The organism is Streptomyces sp. RG80, from assembly GCF_040446465.1.
Classification (GTDB): domain Bacteria; phylum Actinomycetota; class Actinomycetes; order Streptomycetales; family Streptomycetaceae; genus Streptomyces.
The window spans coordinates 188,723-207,546 of the sequence record NZ_JBEAAJ010000001.1; the positions used below are offsets into that span (position 1 = coordinate 188,723).

Annotated in this window: 12 protein-coding genes; 8 read left to right on the forward strand and 4 right to left on the reverse strand. The window is 73.7% G+C overall.

All coding sequences use genetic code 11. The features are described 5' to 3' along the window. Positions 1–8: 8 nt before the first annotated feature. Both ABKA17_RS00925 and ABKA17_RS00930 read right to left on the reverse strand, forming a co-directional pair. Positions 9–1,667: a DUF5691 domain-containing protein gene (locus ABKA17_RS00925; protein ID WP_353689844.1), complete on the reverse strand. Its 1,659-nt coding sequence runs from the start codon at positions 1,665–1,667 to the stop codon at positions 9–11. A 277-nt stretch (positions 1,668–1,944) separates the two neighbouring features. After that, positions 1,945–3,294: an SWIM zinc finger family protein gene (locus tag ABKA17_RS00930; protein ID WP_353689845.1), complete on the reverse strand. Its 1,350-nt coding sequence runs from the start codon at positions 3,292–3,294 to the stop codon at positions 1,945–1,947. Between the two features lie 145 nt (positions 3,295–3,439). Between ABKA17_RS00930 and ABKA17_RS00935 the strand changes: the two genes are divergently transcribed. The 7 genes from ABKA17_RS00935 (at position 3,440) to sucD (ending at position 14,567) form a co-directional block, all read left to right on the forward strand. Further along, positions 3,440–4,609, forward strand: coding sequence for an ATP-binding protein (locus ABKA17_RS00935; protein ID WP_353689846.1), 1,170 nt, complete (start codon positions 3,440–3,442; stop codon positions 4,607–4,609). Positions 4,610–4,751: 142 nt separating this feature from the next. Beyond that, positions 4,752–7,460, forward strand: coding sequence for a DUF5682 family protein (locus tag ABKA17_RS00940; protein WP_502994091.1), 2,709 nt, complete (start codon positions 4,752–4,754; stop codon positions 7,458–7,460). Between the two features lie 139 nt (positions 7,461–7,599). Then, a complete protein-coding gene (locus ABKA17_RS00945; RefSeq protein WP_353689847.1) occupies positions 7,600–8,769 on the forward strand; it encodes a VWA domain-containing protein in 1,170 nt (389 codons plus the stop codon). 241 nt (positions 8,770–9,010) lie between these two features. Continuing rightward, complete coding sequence (locus tag ABKA17_RS00950) at positions 9,011–10,024, forward strand: hypothetical protein (protein ID WP_353689848.1); 1,014 nt, start codon at positions 9,011–9,013, stop codon at positions 10,022–10,024. Between the two features lie 131 nt (positions 10,025–10,155). Next, positions 10,156–12,060 (forward strand): hypothetical protein, encoded by a 1,905-nt coding sequence (locus ABKA17_RS00955; protein WP_353689849.1) that lies wholly within the window; start codon positions 10,156–10,158, stop codon positions 12,058–12,060. Between the two features lie 425 nt (positions 12,061–12,485). Beyond that, positions 12,486–13,664: an ADP-forming succinate--CoA ligase subunit beta gene (gene sucC / locus ABKA17_RS00960; protein WP_353689850.1), complete on the forward strand. Its 1,179-nt coding sequence runs from the start codon at positions 12,486–12,488 to the stop codon at positions 13,662–13,664. 18 nt (positions 13,665–13,682) lie between these two features. Further along, a complete protein-coding gene (gene sucD / locus ABKA17_RS00965) occupies positions 13,683–14,567 on the forward strand; it encodes a succinate--CoA ligase subunit alpha (RefSeq protein WP_286064160.1) in 885 nt (294 codons plus the stop codon). A gap of 189 nt (positions 14,568–14,756) precedes the next feature. Here sucD and ABKA17_RS00970 read toward each other — a convergent pair whose 3' ends face one another. Beyond that, positions 14,757–15,845 (reverse strand): helix-turn-helix domain-containing protein, encoded by a 1,089-nt coding sequence (locus ABKA17_RS00970; RefSeq protein ID WP_353689851.1) that lies wholly within the window; start codon positions 15,843–15,845, stop codon positions 14,757–14,759. A gap of 96 nt (positions 15,846–15,941) precedes the next feature. Here ABKA17_RS00970 and ABKA17_RS00975 point away from each other — a divergent pair, with 96 nt between their 5' ends. Beyond that, positions 15,942–17,873, forward strand: coding sequence for a cell division protein PerM (locus ABKA17_RS00975; protein WP_353689852.1), 1,932 nt, complete (start codon positions 15,942–15,944; stop codon positions 17,871–17,873). A gap of 3 nt (positions 17,874–17,876) precedes the next feature. Here ABKA17_RS00975 and ABKA17_RS00980 read toward each other — a convergent pair whose 3' ends face one another. Next, entirely contained in the window at positions 17,877–18,659 is a 783-nt protein-coding gene (locus ABKA17_RS00980; protein WP_353689853.1) for a hypothetical protein, read from the reverse strand. Between the last annotated feature and the right edge of the window lie 165 nt (positions 18,660–18,824).

Sequence of the window (18,824 nt, forward strand, 5' to 3'; positions counted from 1 at the left end):
CGGCGTCTTCAGGCCGCCGCCAACTCCTCGGCCATGGCCGCCCGCAGCCGCAAGGTCGTGACCAACCGCTGGAACGCCTCGGCCCAGTAACCCCCCGCCCCGGGGCTCGAGTCCTCCGACTCGTCCGGCACCGCCAGCAGCCCGTCGAGCCGCCCCGCCTCGGCCGGGTCGAGGCACCGCTCGGCCAGCCCCATCACTCCACTGAAACTCCATGGGTAACTCCCCGCGTCCCGCGCGATGTTGAGCGCGTCGACCACAGCCCGCCCCAGCGGCCCGGCCCACGGCACCGCACATCCCCCGAGCAGCTGAAACGCCTCCGACAGACCGTGCGCCGAGATGAACCCGGCCACCCAGTCGGCGCGTTCGCCGGAGTCCAGCGTGCCGAGCAGCTTGGCGCGCTCGGCCAGGGACACCGCGCCGGGCCCGCCCGCCTCGGGTGCCCCGGGTGCTCCCAGCAGTGCCCGCGCCCAGGCCCCGTCCCGCTGCCGTACCGCCGCCCGGCACCATGCCGCGTGCAGATCGGCCTGCCAGTCGTCCGTCACCGGCAGCGCCACGATCTCCTCCGGCGTCCGGCCGCCGAGCCGCGCCGCCCAGGTACCGAGCGGCGCCGCTTCCACCAACTGGCCGAACCACCAAGACCGTTCACCCCGCCCCGCCGGAGCCTTCGGCACCACACCGTCCCGCTCCATGCTCGCGTCGCACTCGAACGGTGCCTCAACGGTGATCGTCGGTGTCTCCCGCATACGGTCCAGGGCCACGCACGCCGTCGCCCTGACCGCCATCCGCGCGGCGAGCGCGGAACCCGGCAGCGCCGACAGCAGCTCGGCTGCCGTCGCCCGGACGTTGCGGCTCCGGTCGGCCAGGGCCTGCTCCAGGAACGGCTCGTCGTCCGCGCGCAGGCCCGTCCGCAATGAGTCGAGGAACATCAGCCGGTCCTCGGCCCGCTCCGTGGCCCATGTGGTCGCCAGCAGCTCCCGAGCCGCCGCGGGCTCACGGGCGCGTATCGCGGTGAGCAGCGTGACCCGCTCCGCGAACAGGCCTTCCTGCCAGAGCTGTCGGACCCGGCCCGTGTCCCCCGGGTGCGGCAGCGCCGGGTCCCCGCCGGGGGCCGCGCGCAGGGCGAACCGCCAGTCCGGGTTCAGCCGGGCCAGCCACACGGCACGCGGCCCCGCGAACGCCAGCGCCGCCGGGCGCAGGTCGGTACGCCCCCGAGCCGCGTCCAGCAGGGCCGGCAGCACCTCCGGAGGCGCCGCGAAACCCCGGCCGTTCGCCGCCGCGAGCCACTGCGGCAACAGCTCCATCAGGTCCGGTGCCGTACCGCGGCGGCCGCCACCGCCCGCGCCCGGACGGTCGGCCAGCAGCATTGAGAGCCTGCGGGCCGCCGCGGCGGGCAGCGCGGGGCGGGGATCCTCCGGAGCCGGCTCCGGCAGCGCCGCCGCACGGGCGGGCCGCAGCCCGGCCCGCCGCCGTACGGTCTCCGCGGCCGCGGCGTCCAGCAACACCACAGGTGCCTTGCGGCCCGGCGCCGCGCCTGGTGCCGAGCCCGGCGCCCCGCCCTGTGTCGCGGCCGGTGGGGTGCGCCGGTCCGTCCCGAGCAGGGCCGTGGTGACGAGCTCCTCCCAGGCGGCCTGCGCGGGCGGATCCACAGGTGTGGACATGCTGTTCATGCGGGTCCTTTCCGTGGCGTGCCCAGTGCGGGGGATGCGAGGCGGCGGGTGCGCCGGGTGGCGTGGAGGTTGTCGGAGTACGTGGCGCGGTGGGCGCGGGCTTGGTGGGCGTGGTGGGCGCGGACGCGGGTGGCGTGCACGTTGTCCGTGTCGGTGTGCGCTGTGCGGCTGGTGTGGGGGGCGTGCAGGTTGGTGTTCGTATCTGCTCCGAGGTCGAGGGACGTGGACGGGCGTGCTGCGTGGTCAGGGCATGGGCGGGTCGTGCGGGGGCGTCGGCTCAGCACAGTGGTACCGGCTCGCCCACCCCCTCCGGCCAGGCCGTCAGGGGGGTGAAGCCGCGGTGGCCGCACTCGCCGAAGACCTTGATCGGGGCGCCGCCCGAAAGGGCGACCAGGCGCCACAGGCCCGGGCGGGAGCGGGCGGTGGGGGTGAGTGGCAGGGCCGTGTCCCCGTCGGCGTCCGCCAGTTGCCAGGTGTCGTCGTGCGGGGTCGGGACGACCCGGTCCAGGGTCACCGGGACGGAGTCCAGCCACGGGTCGTCGCGCAGCGCCTCGCCGTAACGCGCCGCAGCCTGAAGCGTCGTCGTCCCGGGCGGTCGTATCGGCGACGGCGCGGGTGGTGCGAACTGCTCGCCCAGCGCGGCCCGCACCTGACCGGCGCCGGGGTAGGCGGACACCTCCGCCTCCAGGACCAGCCCCACCGGCAGGGCCAGTTCGGGTGCGCGGCCGGCAGCGCCGAAGGAGAGGAGGAGGGCCGTGCGGCCGGACTCGGCGCCGTGCAGCCAGATCCGGCGGGTCGTCAGCCGGGCGTCCGCCGTGTCGTACTGGGCGAGCACCAGCCAGCGGTCCCGGACGGCGGGCCCCTCCGCCGAGGCGGGCAGGCCGACGCGCGAGCGGACCGTGGCCGCCAGGCCCTCGGGCAGTTGCTCGCGGCGCAGCCAGCCCTGGTTCAGGAGGTGCAGCAGAGCGCACTCCTCCAGCAGCCGCACCGGCCAGCCCGGTCCGGACGCCGGGATCGCCCCCAACTCCCGTACTCTCCCCGCGAGTCCGGGCGCCTGGGCGTCGACCATGCGGGCGGCCGTCTCCTCCCACAGCCCGTACCCCGCCTGTTCCGCGCCGGCCAGTCCGCCGCGCAGCAGGTCCGCGAGGCGCTGCTCCAGCTCCGTGACCCCCGCAGTGACCAGCGTGGCCCGGCGCTCCGCCCTGCGCCGCGCCGCTTCCGGGTCACCGGCGCCGGTGTCGGACGGTGTCGCGGCCTTCTTCTCCTCCGCGCGTTGCCTCCTCCCCTCCATCCACTGCTCCGCCCAGTCCGGCGCCTGCCCCCGCGGCACCGCACCGTCCTCGCCGGCCCAGAGCAGCAGCAGCCCGAGGGCGTGCTTGCAGGGGAACTTCCGGCTCGGACAACTGCACTTGTACGCAGGCCCGGACACGTCCGCCAGGTCGACGACCGTCTGATACGGCTTGCTGCCACTGCCCTTGCACAGCCCCCACACCGCCCCCTCCTCGGAACTCCCCGCCTCGGACCACGGCCCCGCCGCCCCGAGTTTGCTTCCCGCTTTGCGTGACGCGGCGTCAGGCGCCAGTGCCAGCACCTGGTCCGCGCTCCAGCGCACCCCCTGCTGAGTCATGTCATCGAAGGTAGATCCCCCCACTGACAATCGGTCCGGCGCTGGGCCTGGCGAGCACGTTTGCGCAGGTCAGAACGGATTGTCAGTGGCATGGTGCAACGTGGTCTCCAGATCCGAACCGGCCGAGCTGGAGGGGGACTCAGCCATGCCTGTGTCCGCAGAACCGACGACCGTCGACCCGAGCCAGAACGGGTCCGCGCCCGCGAACAGGAACGCGGACACACCCACATCGGAGGCAGCGGCGCTGCGGCCGCACGCCGAGGACGCCTTCGCCGTCGAACTCGCCGCGCTGGCCGCCCAGGACGACCGTCCGCGCCCGGCCCGTTGGAAGCTCTCGCCGTGGGCGGTGGCGACGTATCTGCTCGGCGGCACCCTGCCCGACGGCACGGTGATCACACCGAAGTACGTGGGACCGCGCCGCATCGTCGAGGTAGCCGTCACCACGCTCGCCACCGACCGCGCCCTGCTCCTGCTCGGCGTGCCCGGCACCGCGAAGACCTGGGTGTCCGAGCACCTGGCCGCGGCGGTCAGCGGCGACTCGACCCTGCTGGTGCAGGGCACGGCCGGCACCCCGGAGGAGGCGATCCGGTACGGCTGGAACTACGCGCAGCTGCTCGCGAACGGACCGAGCCGTGACGCGCTGGTGCCCAGCCCGGTGATGCGGGCCATGGCGGAGGGGATGACGGCGCGGGTCGAGGAGCTGACCCGGATCCCCGCCGACGTCCAGGACACCCTCATCACGATCCTCTCCGAGAAGACACTGCCGATACCGGAGTTGGGGCAGGAGGTGCAGGCCGTCCGCGGCTTCAACCTCATCGCCACGGCCAACGACCGCGACCGCGGGGTGAACGACCTCTCCAGCGCGCTGCGCCGCCGTTTCAACACGGTCGTGCTGCCGTTGCCGGAGAGCGTCGAGGCCGAGGTCGACATCGTCTCGCGGCGCGTCGACCAGATCGGCCGCTCCCTCGACCTGCCCGCCGTGCCCGAGGGGATCGACGAGATCCGCCGTGTGGTGACCGTCTTCCGCGAGCTGCGCGGCGGGGTCACCGCGGACGGCCGTACGAAGGTCAAGTCGCCCAGCGGCACGCTGTCGACGGCGGAGGCCATCTCCGTCGTCACCAACGGCCTCGCCCTGGCCGCCCACTTCGGCGACGGCGTGCTGCGGGCCGGTGACATCGCCGCGGGCATCCTCGGCGCCGTGGTCCGTGATCCGGCGGCCGACCGCGTCATCTGGCAGGAGTACCTGGAGGCGGTCGTCCGGGAGCGCGACGACTGGAAGGACTTCTACCGAGCTTGTCGCGAGGTGAGCGCGTGAGCGGGGACGACCTGGGGTGGGGCCGGCCCGGCGGGGGCCAGGGCACGGGCGGCTCCGGAGGCTCGGGCGGGAGTGAGGGGTCGGGCAAGTCGGCGTTCATGAGTGGTCGCCGGTCGGTGGTTCCGGAGGGGAGGGGGACGGCGTGACGGGGTGTGAGACGGACGGGAGCGCTGCGGTCGAGGGCGGCGGGAGCGGGGCGGGTGACCTACGGCAGCCTCTGCTGCTGGGAGTGCGGCACCACGGGCCCGGTTCGGCGCGGGCCGTGCGGGCGGCGCTGGAGGTGGCGCGGCCGCGGATCGTGCTGATCGAGGGGCCACCCGAAGCGGACGCCCTGATCCCGCTGGCCGCCGACGAGGACATGCGGCCACCGGTCGCCCTCCTCGCCCACGCCGTCGTCGACGAACCGGGCCGGTCGGCGTTCTGGCCGCTCGCCGAGTTCTCCCCGGAGTGGGTGGCGATCCGCTGGGCCCTGGACCACGAAGTCCCGGCCAGGTTCATCGACTTGCCCGCCACGCATTCGCTGGTGTGGGGGAGGGACACGGCGGCCGACGGGACTGACGGGACCGAAGAATCGGGCAAGGCTGACGGGACTGACGGGACTGAGGTTTTCAGTGAGCCTGATGTTCGGATCGACCCCCTCGCCGTGCTTGCCGAGGCCGCCGGTTACGACGATCCCGAGCGGTGGTGGGAGGACGTCGTCGAGCACCGGGGGGTGGGTGACGGGGACGTGTTCGCGCCGTTCGTCGCGCTGGAGGAGGCGATGGGGGCGCTGCGGGCGGAGTTCGGGAGCGGTGGGCACGAGCGGGATCTCGTGCGGGAGGCGTATATGCGGCTCCAGGTGCGGGCGGCGCAGCGGGAGTTCGGGGGCGGGGTGGCCGTGGTGTGCGGGGCGTGGCATGTGCCCGCGCTGCGGGAGAGGACGACTGTCGGCGCCGACCGGGCCCTGCTGAAGGGGCTGCCCAAGGTCAAGGCGGACATGACCTGGGTGCCGTGGACGTATCGGCGGCTGGCCCGGGGCAGTGGGTACGGGGCCGGCATCGACTCGCCGGGTTGGTACGGGCATCTGTTCGGCGCCCCGGACCGGCCCGTCGAGCGATGGCTGACCAAGGTGGCGGGGCTGCTGCGGGAGGAGGACCGGATCGTCTCCTCGGCCCATGTCATCGAGGCGGTGCGGCTGGCCGAGACGCTGGCGGCGATGCGGGGGCGCCCGCTGGCGGGGCTGAGCGAGACGACCGACGCGGTGCGGGCGGTGATGTGCGAGGGCTCGGACGTACCGCTGTCGCTGGTGCACGACCGGCTCGTCGTGGGGGACGTGCTCGGTGAGGTGCCGCGAGCGGCGCCCGCGGTGCCGTTGCAGCGCGACCTCGACCGGACGCAGCGCCGGTTGCGGCTCAAACCGGAGGCGCTGGAGCGGGAGTTGGAGCTCGATCTGCGCAAGGAGACCGACGCGGGGCGCAGCAGGCTGCTGCACCGGCTGCGGCTGCTGGGCGTCAGGTGGGGCGAGCCGGTGGCGTCGCGGGGGAGTACCGGAACCTTCCGGGAAACGTGGCGGCTGCGGTGGGAGCCCGAGCTGGCGGTGCGGGTCGCCGAGGCCGGGGTGTGGGGGACGACCGTACTCGCCGCGGCGACCGCCAAGGTGGAAGCGGACGCGGTGGCCGCGCGGAGCCTCGCCGATGTCACCGCCCTCGCCGAGCGCTGCCTCCTGGCCGAACTGCCCGAAGCGCTCCCGGTGGTGATGCGGGTCCTCGCCGACCGCGCCGCCCTCGACGCCGACGTCGGTCATCTCGCCCAGGCCCTGCCCGCCCTGGTCCGCTCCCTGCGCTACGGCGACGTACGCGGCACGGACACCCACGCCCTGACGGAGGTCGCCGCGGGGCTCGCCGAGCGGGTCTTCGTCGGCCTGCCCCCGGCCTGCGCCGCGCTCGACACGGACGCGGCGGAGGAGATGCGGCGCCATGTGGACGCGGTCCACGGGGCGGTGGGGTTGCTCGGGGACGCGGTCGCGGTCGGACGGGCGACGCCGGGCGGGGGTACCGGGTCGGGCGACACCCCGGACATCCCGGGGCCGGGACACACCACGGACACGGCTGGCCCGGACCACAACGACCCCGCGCCCGCCACCGCAGTGGCGCCGGGAAGCGTGCCCGCTGGCGCGGCGACGCAGGGCCCCGCGCCCACCACTACTCCGGACCAGGGCCCGGCGCCCGCTACCACTCGGGTGCAGGGCCCCGCGCCCGTCACCGCATCCGCGCCCGAGCCCGCGCCCGCGCCCGCACCCACGCCCGCCACGCCGCCCCCGCCCCACGGCGACCTTCGTCCGCGTTGGCGGTCGGTTCTTCGGGTGTTGTCGGGGCGGGACAGCGTGCCCGGTGTGGTTCGGGGGCGGGCTGTGCGGTTGTTGCTGGACGACGGGGAGTTGGGGCAGGACGAGGCGGCGCGGCTCATGGGGCTCGTGCTGTCGCCGGGGACGCCGCCGGCGGACGCGGCCGCGTGGATCGAGGGGGTCGTCGGCGGCGGTGCCGGCGGCGGGATGCTGCTCGTGCACGACGAGCGGTTGCTCGGGCTGGTCGACGCCTGGCTGACCGGGGTGTCGGCGGAGGCGTTCACGGATGTGCTGCCGTTGCTGCGGCGGACCTTCTCGGCGTACGAGCCGGGGGTACGGCGGACGCTCGGCGAGCTGGTCCGGCGGGGGCCGGGCGAGCGAGGGCGCGTGACGGGCGGCGGTTCCGGGATACCCGGCTTCGCCGCCGACCTGGAGACGGCCCGTGCGGATGCGGTGCTGCCGGTGGTGCGGCTGCTGCTGGGGCTGGACGGCGCCGACGACAACGACCTTGTGGGGGTGGGGCGATGACGGCCGACCGGCTGAGCGAGCCAAGGGAACGGGCGGCGGCGACGCGTGCCGTGAGAGACGGACGCCCGACGGAAGAGGGCCCGGCGACGACCGTCCGGGTGATTCCGCTCTGGGCACGGCCGCTCACGGGGGTGGCCCGATGACGACGGAAGCCATGGACCCGGCACCGGAGAGGCTGCGGCGCTGGCGACTCGTGCTCGGGGGTGATACCGCCGACGGCACCGGATGTGCGCTCGGCGGGCGGGACGCCGCCATGGACGGAGCGCTCGCCGCGCTCTACGGGAAGGGGGACAGGAAGGGACAGCAGTCCGGGCGGGACCGTTCCGCAGGGCTGGGGGCGTCGGCGCCGTCCGTGGCGCGGTGGCTCGGGGACATCCGCACCTACTTCCCGTCCTCCGTCGTACAGGTCATGCAGCGCGACGCCATCGACCGGCTCGGCCTCGCCACGCTGCTCCTGGAGCCGGAGATGCTGGAGGCGGTGGAGGCCGACGTGCATCTCGTCGGCACGCTGCTCTCCCTCAACAAGGCGATGCCGGAGACGACGAAGGAGACGGCACGGGCCGTCGTCCGCAAGGTCGTGGAGGACCTCGAGAAGCGGCTCGCCACCCGCACCCGGGCCACTCTCACCGGTGCCCTCGACCGCAGCGCCCGTATCAGCAGGCCCCGGCATCACGACATCGACTGGAACCGCACGATCGCGGCCAACCTCAAGCACTATCTGCCGGAGTACCGGACGATCGTGCCCGAGCGGCTCATCGGGTACGGGCGGGCGTCGCAGTCGGTGAAGAAGGAGGTCATCCTCTGCATCGACCAGTCCGGGTCGATGGCGGCATCGGTCGTCTACGCGTCCGTGTTCGGAGCGGTGCTCGCCTCCATGCGGTCCATCAACACCCGGCTCGTCGTCTTCGACACGGCGGTCGTCGACCTCACCGACCAGCTCGACGACCCCGTCGACGTCCTCTTCGGCACCCAGCTCGGCGGCGGCACGGACATCAACCGGGCGCTGGCGTACTGCCAGTCGCAGATCACCCGGCCCGCGGAAACGGTCGTCGTGCTGATCAGCGACCTCTACGAGGGCGGCATCCGGAACGAGATGCTGAAGCGGGTGGCGGCGATGAAGGCGTCGGGGGTGCAGTTCGTGACGCTGCTCGCGCTGTCCGACGAGGGGGCGCCCGCGTACGACAGGGAGCACGCGGCCGCGCTCGCCGCGCTGGGCGCACCGGCCTTCGCCTGTACGCCCGATCTGTTCCCGGAGGTGATGGCGGCGGCGATCGAGAAGCGGCCGATACCGATCCCGGACACGGCATGAGAGACCGCTGGTAACGGGGGCGCGCAGGCGGTGATTTGTCGATCCGGCGACATCCGAATTCGGCCAGCAAAACGGACATGAGTCGCATCGGTAACGGGGGGCTTGCGTAACCTCCGCACTCCCGTGCGAGTATCGGTGCCTCGTCAGCGGTGCGCCGCGCACCGCTCGTTCGTACCGCGTCGCAACCGACTCGTTGCTCGTCACGCGTGATTCGTTCCGCCGCACGGGAGGACCCGTCCCCTTGACCTGGCCGGCCGCACTGCCTGGTGCCGCTCTGCGCAGCCCGCGCACGGCGGCCGGGCGGCGTGCGCGGCAAGTGGCGGTGCGAGTTGCTCTGCGACTGGCGCTGCTGGTGGGCGGGTTGTTCGCGCTCGGGTTCCTCTGCGGGGGCCAGGCGAGTGCGGCGGAGGACATACCGGCGGCCACGACGGCAGCGGTCGACGGGGCCACCACCGGAGCCACCGGAGTTGCGCCCGCCCCGGTGGCAGGAGAGCCCACGGCCCAGCTCACGGGCGAATCCAAGGCCGACGACGACACCGCTGCCGCCACCAAGTCCTCCCCGCTGGGCGGCGGCACCGACGCGGCCACCTCGGCGCTCCTTCCGCCGGCGGTCGACGACAAGGTGCTGCGTCCGGTGACCGAGCATGTCGTCGGTGCCGTGGACGGAAAGGTCCTGCAACCGGTCGGCGACCTCGTGGAGACGGTGACCGAGCAACTGGCGGGGGCGCCGGCGAAGATGCCGCCGATGCCGACCTGGCCCGCGCCGGAGCTGCCGGGCCTGCCCGAGTACCCGGGGTTCCCCGGGCTCCCGACTCTGCCGGAACTGCCCGGGCTTCCGGGGCAGACGCCGCCGGTCACGACGGCGCCTCAGCCGGAGTCCCCGGTGGCCGGTTCGCCGTCCTCCGAGGGCGACGACTCCGGAAAGCGTTCGGGCAAGGCTGTGACCAGGGCCGCCTTCTACGGCCCGGCGTCCGTCGCCGGTTCGCCCACAACGGGTGCGGCGCCGCGGACCGACGGACACCGTGCTGCGGTGCAGGACGCGCACGCCCCCGTACAGCAGGCGCCCGATGGTGACCCGGGCGGTCTGAGGGGCAACCGGTCGGCGGTGGACGGTGGTTCGTCGCGGCACGGGGACGCGCAGGCCGTGTCCCTGGACCACCGGGCGGCGGTGCGGCTCGTGGCCGGTACGGCTGTGGCCGCCGAGGCGTTCGAGACCCGGGATCGGCACCGGGACATTCCGGTTTCTCCGGCTTAGGGCAGGGCCTCGGCCCCCGTCGACCTGTCTCGCGGGGGCGGACGTGTCCCCAGCCCTCCGAAGCACCGGAGCTCCGCAACGGACCTGCCGGAAGCCTCGGGTCTCCCAGGATCTAAGGATCTGACGCACGTATGAACAAGAACATCCGCCGTTCCATCGTCATAGCCGCCGGCGTCACCGGCGCGTGGGCGCTCGGTTCCACCGTGGCCAGCGCCGACGAGCTCCCCGCCTCCTCCCTGTCCGTGTCGGACCCGACGACCGACGCGGCCGCCGACACCACCACCGACACCACCACCGACACCACCACCGACGTCATCACCGGTGTCACGGACGCCCTGACCGGCACGGTCGACGGCGTCGTCTCCGACGTGCGGGACACAGTCTCCGGCGGGACCACCACGGTCGAGGACACCGCCGCCTCGGCCACGTCCCGGTCGAAGGACACCCTCCCGCAGGCGGCCGATGCCGCCGATGCCGCGAAGGCCTCGAAGATCAAGGGCGCCGCTGCCATCCAGGGCGCGAAGGCCGCCCGGGCCGCCCAGGCGCAGGCCAAGGCCAAGCCCATGGACATGCCCACGGCCACGGCCGACGAGACCCTCGCCACAGCCCAGGCCACCACCCGAGCCGCCGTCTCCGACGCGACCACCCCGCAGGACCAGGTCGATTACCTCTTCGGCCCCCTCGCCGCCTTCGCCCCGGAGCTCGAGCGCGCCCTCGCCGGCGCCCAGACCAAGCTCCAGGCCACCCAGTCGGCGGCGCGTACCCAGGCGCGGGGCGTCGACGGCGTCGTACGGACGAAGGTGCGGCAGACCGTCGCGGGCGCGGGCCGTACCGCCACCGGTGCGACCGGCGCCGCGCACACCACCGCGGTCGGAGCCGAGGGCCGCGCCGCCGACACGCTCGGCGTCGCCCGAACGCAGACCGGCACCGTCACCACGGTGGCCGAGGCCACGGTCTCCGCCGTGCCGAGCCACCTCACGGGCACGGTCGACGGTGTACGGCAGCAGGTGGTCGGCACCGTGGCCGCCGTGCCGGGCACCGTCGCCCCGGTCGTGGACGAGACGGTCGCCGCGGCCGTGCCGCCGGTGGTGACCGAAGCCGTGGACGGTGTGCTGCCGGTCGCGGGGCAGGCCGTGGCGGGTGTCGTCCCGACCGCCGAGCACGCCGTCGCCGGGGTCACCCCGGTCGTCGGTGGGACGGTGGAGGGCGTCACCCCGCTCGTCGGCGGCACCGTCACCGGCGTGGCGCGGACCGCCCACCACACCGTCGACGCCGCGACCGCGCTCGCGTACGGCGTCGCGGCCGACGTCCAGCCCGTCGCCACCGCCGCCGTCGGTCACGCCCACCACCTCGCCGGTGCGGCCGTGTACGGGGTGGCCCCCGTAGCCACCGGTGCTGTGGCCGACGTGCACACCGTCGTGAACGGCGTCGCCACCGACGTACCGGCGTACGCCACCGGCCTGGTCGGACAGGTCGCCGCCGATGCGACGGGAGCCGTCCTGCCGCCTGTCGCGAACACCGCGGTGCACGGCGTGGTCCCGGTCGCGGAGCGGGCCGTCGCGGACGTGGGCGGTCTCGTGGACGGCGTGGCCGGCGACGTGCGGCCCGTCGTGGGTGGCGTGCCGCCGCTCGCGTACGGCGTGGCCGGGCACACCGCCGATCTGGCGTACGGCGTGACCGGCGAGATCCAGCCGTTCGGGCAGGGCGTCGCCGAAGCCGTCCAGCCGGTCGTCGACCTCGTCCAGCCCGTCGTCCAGGGCGTCGGCGGCAGCGCCGGGAACCTCGCGTACGGCGTGACGGGCGATGTCGGCCCCTTCGCGTACGGCGTGGTCGGGGACGTGCGGCCCGTCGTCGAGGGTGTCGCACCCGTCGTCGGTCACACGGTCGACGGTGTGACCCCGCTCGCCGGGAACGCCGTCGGCGGCGTCCAGGGCGTCGCCGAGTCGGTCACGCCGGGCTACGCGCAGAACGGCCTGGACTCCACCTCGTACGGCACCTCGAACGGCACTCCGTACGGCACCTCGTACAACGTCTGATCACCTTCCCCCCTCACCCGACTCCGTGAGGACGCAGGACCCGGACGGCCGAAAGCCGTCGGTTTGTCCGGCCGAAACCTCACGGACGGGGCGGAGTGGTCCCCATTGGGGTGGGGATCGTCCGCTCCGCGCCCTTAGGGGCTGTTCAAGGGGCCTCACCGGGTCAACCCCAGCCCGGTGAGGCCCCGCACTTCTGGCACGGCGTGCCAGTGAGGGCGGCATCATGTGACAGGTATCACCGCTCAGGTGTGACCCTCGATTTAGGGGCCCCCTGCAAGCAGCGATAACCTGCGAGACGGACATGCCGCGCGCTCGGACACCGTGTGCGCCTCCCTTGTGACAGACAACAGTCGGACGTCACGTTGCCCTCGCGGCACGCCCACGCAGACAACGAACCGCGAGATCACTGATAGGGACGGAAGCGCGTGGACCTGTTCGAGTACCAGGCGAGGGACCTCTTCGCCAAGCACGATGTACCGGTGCTGGCCGGTGAAGTCATCGACACGCCTGAGGCGGCCCGCGCAGCCACCGAGCGTCTCGGTGGCAAGTCCGTCGTCAAGGCTCAGGTGAAGGTCGGCGGCCGCGGCAAGGCCGGCGGCGTGAAGCTGGCCTCGACCACCGACGAGGCGGTCGAGCACGCGACCAACATCCTCGGCATGGACATCAAGGGCCACACGGTCCACAAGGTGATGATCGCCGAGACGGCCCCGGAGATCGTGGAGGAGTACTACGTCTCCTTCCTCCTGGACCGTGCCAACCGCACCTTCCTCTCCATCGCGTCCGTCGAGGGCGGCATGGAGATCGAGGAGGTGGCGGAGACCCGCCCCGAGGCCGTCGCCAAGACGCCGATCGACGCCAACGTGGGTGTGACCCCCGAGGTCGCCCGCCAGATCGTCGAGGCCGCGAACTTCCCGGCCGAGGTCGCCGACAAGGTCGAGAACGTCCTCGTCAAGCTGTGGGACACCTTCATCAAGGAGGACGCCCTCCTGGTCGAGGTCAACCCGCTGGCGAAGGTTGCCTCCGGCGAGGTCATCGCCCTCGACGGCAAGGTCTCCCTCGACGAGAACGCCGAGTTCCGTCAGCCGGAGCACGAGGCCCTCCAGGACAAGGACTCCGCGAACCCGCTGGAGGCCGCCGCCAAGGAGAAGAACCTCAACTACGTCAAGCTCGACGGCGAGGTCGGCATCATCGGCAACGGCGCGGGTCTCGTCATGAGCACCCTGGACGTCGTCGCGTACGCCGGTGAGAACCACGGTGGCGTGAAGCCGGCCAACTTCCTCGACATCGGCGGTGGCGCCTCCGCCGCCGTCATGGCGAACGGCCTGGAGATCATCCTCGGCGACCCCGACGTCAAGTCGGTCTTCGTCAACGTCTTCGGTGGCATCACCGCCTGTGACGAGGTCGCCAACGGCATCGTCCAGGCGCTTCAGCTGCTCGCCGACAAGGGCGAGGAAGTCACCAAGCCGCTGGTCGTCCGTCTGGACGGCAACAACGCCGAGCTGGGTCGCAAGATCCTCTCCGACGCCAACCACCCGCTGGTGCAGCGCGTGGACACCATGGACGGCGCGGCCGACAAGGCCGCCGAGCTCGCGGCTGCGAAGTAAGGGACGAGGACACCAGCCATGGCTATCTTCCTCAACAAGGACAGCAAGGTCATCGTCCAGGGCATGACCGGTGCCACGGGCATGAAGCACACCAAGCTCATGCTGGCCGACGGCACGAACATCGTCGGTGGCGTGAACCCGCGCAAGGCGGGCACGTCGGTCGACATCGACGGCAACGAGATCCCGGTCTTCGGCACGGTCGCCGAGGCGATCGAGAAGACGGGTGCCAACGTATCCGTCCTCTTCGTGCCGCCGGCCTTCGCCAAGGCCGCCGTGGTCGAGGCGATCGACGCCGAGATCCCGCTCGCGGTCGTCATCACCGAGGGCATCGCGGTCCACGACTCGGCCGCGTTCTACGCGTACGCCGTGTCGCAGGGCAACAAGACCCGGATCATCGGCCCGAACTGCCCCGGCCTCATCACGCCGGGTCAGTCGAACGCCGGCATCATCCCGGGCGACATCACCAAGCCGGGCCGCATCGGCCTGGTCTCGAAGTCCGGCACGCTGACGTACCAGATGATGTACGAGCTGCGTGACATCGGCTTCTCGTCGGCGGTCGGCATCGGTGGCGACCCGGTCATCGGCACCACCCACATCGACGCGCTGGCTGCCTTCGAGGCGGACCCCGACACCGACCTGATCGTCATGATCGGTGAGATCGGTGGCGACGCCGAGGAGCGGGCCGCGGCCTTCATCAAGGACAACGTGAAGAAGCCGGTCGTCGGCTACGTCGCGGGCTTCACCGCGCCCGAGGGCAAGACCATGGGCCACGCCGGCGCCATCGTCTCCGGCTCCTCCGGCACGGCCGCCGCGAAGAAGGAGGCCCTCGAGGCCGCCGGCGTCAAGGTCGGCAAGACGCCGACCGAGACGGCGAAGCTGGCGCGCGAGATCCTGGCCGGCTGAGCAGGTACCTAGCTGCACGTTGATGGGCCCGTTCCCCGGGGTGGGGGCGGGCCCATCGGTGCGTTGCCGGGTGCGGGTGCGTTGTGGCTGGTCGCGCAGTTCCCCGCGCCCCTAAAAGACGGGGCGCTTGAGCGGACCTGCTTTTAAGGGGCGCGGGGAACTGCGCGACCAGCCCCCACCGGCCCGCAGCTAACGACTCAGCGGTGCCAGTCTCTCCGGCCCGCTCGTCATCCCGCTCCGCAGCTTCTCCCGCAGCTCCACCTCCGCCTCCGACAACGCACCCTGTGCGACCCGCGGCGGCACCCCCTGGATCTCCGCGCCCGGGGCGATCGGCGGCTCGTAGTGCGTCGGAGCCGTCCGTACCGTCAACGCAGTCGTGCCGATCAGCGCCACCGTGAACGCGATCGCGGCCCGGGTCCAGAATCGTGCCCTGCGCTCACTCCCCGTCCGCACCGTCGGCGGCTTCGCGGCACGCAACCGCTCCGTGGAGGCGAGTTCGGCGAGCCGCCGGTGCAGCTCGACCGGGTCGGAAAGCTCCGGCAGCCGCGCCGCGATCGCCTCGCGCGCGCGCAACAGACGCCCGGCCGCCGCCGGCGTGCTCGCCTCCGTCTCCGCGGCCGTTTCCGGCAGGTCGAGGCCCACCCCGTCGTACAGCAACAGCGTGCGGCGATACGGCGGCGGGAGCCGAAGGAGGGCGTCCAGCAGGGCGCGGTCCGACGCGTCGGCGGGCGGGGGTTCCGGGTGCCGGTAGCGGGGGCGGAAGCGGTGCCAGGGGGAGAGGGCGTACTCGTACGCCGTGGCCCGTACCCAGCCCGCCGGGTCGCGGTCGACGGCGACCTCGGGCCAGCGCTGCCAGGCGAGTTGAAAGGCCCGCTCGACCGATTCGCGGGAGAGCTCGCGTCGCCCGGTGAGCAGATAGGCCTGGCGTACGAGGGCGGGGGCGCAGAACGCGTACAGCGCGTCGAAGGCCTGAGCGGGTGTCAGGGGTGGGGTGGGCGGGTCGGGTTCGGGGGTGAGGGCGGGGGGTTCCGGGGCTTGTTCAGGCGCGGCGGGTTCTTCCTGGCGGGGCGTCACTTCCTCCGGCAAGGAGCCCAGCAGCTTCGCGTACGCCTCCCGCTTGCGACCGCGCGGGTTCGTACGGCCGGACTCCCACGCGCGGACCGTCTCCCGGGTGACGCCCACCCGTTCGGCGACCTGAGCCTGCGTCAAGGACCCGGCCTCGCGCAGGCGTCGGCGTTCCTTGGGCGGGGGGAGCGGGATCGCAGGGCTCTGTGTCACAGGGCGCCCCTTCGTACGAAAATGAACATAGTCGTATATTGAGCGACACTTCGGGGGTTCGCCTGTTACGACGGGAAAGCGCGTGTCGTTGGGACCATGACGGGCGTGATCCAGATGACCGCTCGCCGCACGCCCCTGTCATCCCTGTCGTCCCTGTTCGCCCGGTTGCGCGAGCGATCGCCGGGGCTCGCCGCCGGACTGCTCGGCGGACTGCTCGCGGCGGGGCTCGGGCTCGGTTCGCTCGCCGTGCTGGTGATGGTGCTGTGGATCAGTTCGCCGTATCCGGACAGCGGGCCCAGTGGTGCGCTGCATGTCGCGGCGGCGCTGTGGCTGTTGGCGCACGGCGCGGAACTGGTGCGCACCGACACGCTGTCCGGGGTTCCGGCGCCGATGGGGGTGACGCCGTTGCTGCTGCTCGTGCTGCCGGTGTGGCTGGTGCACCGGGCGGCGCGGGACGCGGTGGACGACGCCCCGGAGGCTTCGGGCTGGCCGGCGTTCGCGGGGGTGCTCCTCGGCTACCTCGCCGTCGGCGCGGGTGCCGCGCTGTACGCGGCGGGGGGCGACCTGCGGCCGGCGTGGGTGTGGACGGCGGTGTGCGTGCCGGCGGTGGTGATCGGGGCCGCGGGCGCGGGCGTCTGGACGGCGTACGGCCGCCCGCGCGAACCGGTGGACGCCGCGCTGCTGTCGCTGCCCGCGGGGGTACGGCGGCTGCTCGTCGGCCCGGATGCCCGCCGCCGTCTCGGTGCGGCGGCGCGGGCGGCGGGCGCGGGCGCGGCCGTCCTGGTGGGCGGCGGCGCGCTGCTGCTGGGCACGTCCCTGGTGTGGCACGGCGACGCGACACGGCTGTCGTTCCTGCAGTTGACGGAGGGCTGGTCGGGCCGGTTCGCGGTGCTCCTGCTGTGCGTGGCGCTGGTGCCGAACGCGGCGGTCTGGTCGGCGTCGTACGCGCTGGGGCCGGGCTTCGTGCTCGGCGCGGGGCATGTCGTGGGGCCCCTGTCGTCGGCGCCGGCACCGCTCCTGCCGCCGTTCCCGCTGCTGGCGGCGGTCCCGGAGGCGGGCGCGGGGACGTGGCCGAACTGGGCGGCCGCCGGGGTGCCGGTGGTGGCCGGGGTGACGGTCGGGTGGTTCGTGGGGAGAGCGGGGAGCCGGGGGGCGGACGCTGGGGCCGACGCGGCCTCCATCGGCCCTCGGACGGGCGGCCGGTCGCCCGCCGGGCACCCCGCGCCCTGGTCGCGTGGCCGGACCGCCGGTACCGCCTGGCTCGCGGCCGCCCTGTGCGCGGCGCTTGTCGCCGTGCTCGCCGCGCTCGCGGGCGGTCCGCTGGGGGGCGCCGCGCTCGCCCGGTTCGGCCCGATGTGGTGGCTGACCGGCCCGGCGGCGCTGGTCTGGCTCTCGGCGACGGCCGTCCCCACGGCCGTGGGGCTGCGGGCCTGGCGGTGCCGGGAGCGGCGGGTGCGGAAGTCCGGGGCCGCCGGGGCAGCGGACGGTGCACCCGAGACAGGGGCACGGCAGACCGACAACGGCTTGCTGCGGCCGGAGCGGCCGGAGTGGGTGGAGCGGCCGGAGCGGGTGCAAGGGCCGGAGTGGATGCAGCGGCCGGAGGCGGGTGAACTGCCCGGCGCCGATCAGACGCCGACGCGGCGGGGCGGTTGGTTCGCCCGCCGGAAGCGCGCCGATCGGCCCGTCCCGCGGCCCACGACGGAAGGCGGAGTCGGAGCCGGAAGCGGAACCGGAGTCCCGGCGGCCCCGGCGCACGAGGACACCGGCCCGGCGGCCGCGCACCCCGCGCCCCGTCGCCACCTCGCGTGGTTCTCGCGAGGCAAGCAGGCCCCACCCGCCGCCGCACCCGCCACGCCCGCTCTGCCGTACGCCTCCGCCGACGACGACCTCGCCTTCGAGCCGTACGACTTCCTGCCCGCCGACCCGCAGGCCTGGCCCGACGACGCCTCGCGCGACGCCTCCCGGCAGGCCCGCTGGGCGGCGCTCAAGGAGGCGTCGGCGCCCTTGGAGCCGCCGGAGGGGCCGTGAGGGTCAGCTGGTGCCGAACATGTCCCGCAGCTCCTCCGGGAGAAGCTGGTTGCAGGACTGCTTCGCCTCGTTGGTGAGGGCGTCGTTGGTGCAGGTGTAGAAGTCGCTGTACACCAGCTGGACCGTGAACGTCCCCGCCACCAGGGCGATCGCCAGGGACGAGGTGACCAGCCCGCTGATGGCGGCGGTGCGCTGGGGACGGCCCCCCGACTCCGCCGCCGGGGCGTCCGGGTCGGGTGTGCGCGACTTGGCGCGCAGCGCGCTGATGCCCCAGTACAGGGCGAGCGCGCCGAGCAGCAGGGCGACGTACGGCCAGCTGAAGAGGGCGAAGAAGAACGCCCACATGCCGCTCAGCAGGGAGTACCGCGCGCGGCGCTGGGCCGGGTCGGTCGGGTCCCAGCGGTTGCCCCCGCCCGTGCCGGGGCCGCCCTGGCCCTCGGGGCCGGGACCGCCGCCGGGGCGGTCGCCGAAGCCACCGGAGGAGGAACGGCCGGGCTGGCGGTCGCTCCACTGGCTGCCCCACGGCGAGCGACGGCCTCGGTCGCCGCCGGAGTCCCCCGAGTCGTCGGAGGAGTCGCCCGTCGGGCGCCGCGGCTGCCACGGGCGGTCCGGGGTGCCCTCCGGCGGCGGGGCGAACGGATTGTCCTCCTCGGCCTTGCGGTCCGGCTTGTCCGAGGGTGCGTCGGGCGGTGAGGCGGGGCGCTCCCGCAGCAGCACGCCGCGGTGCTCCCCTCCCCGCGCCGACTGCGGGGGGAGCGAAAGGATTCGCAGGCTGCGGTCCGGCATCAAGTGAGCGTCTTCCCCTAGGTGATACGACGTGTTACAGCGACGAACAGACGTTGGTACGGCGGGTCCGGCGTGAGCCTTCCCCTTCGGAAACGCACCGCACGACGACCGCGTTCCCGACTCGGGCCCTTGCAGACGCTACCTTCCGGCCACGCCCCCGTCCCG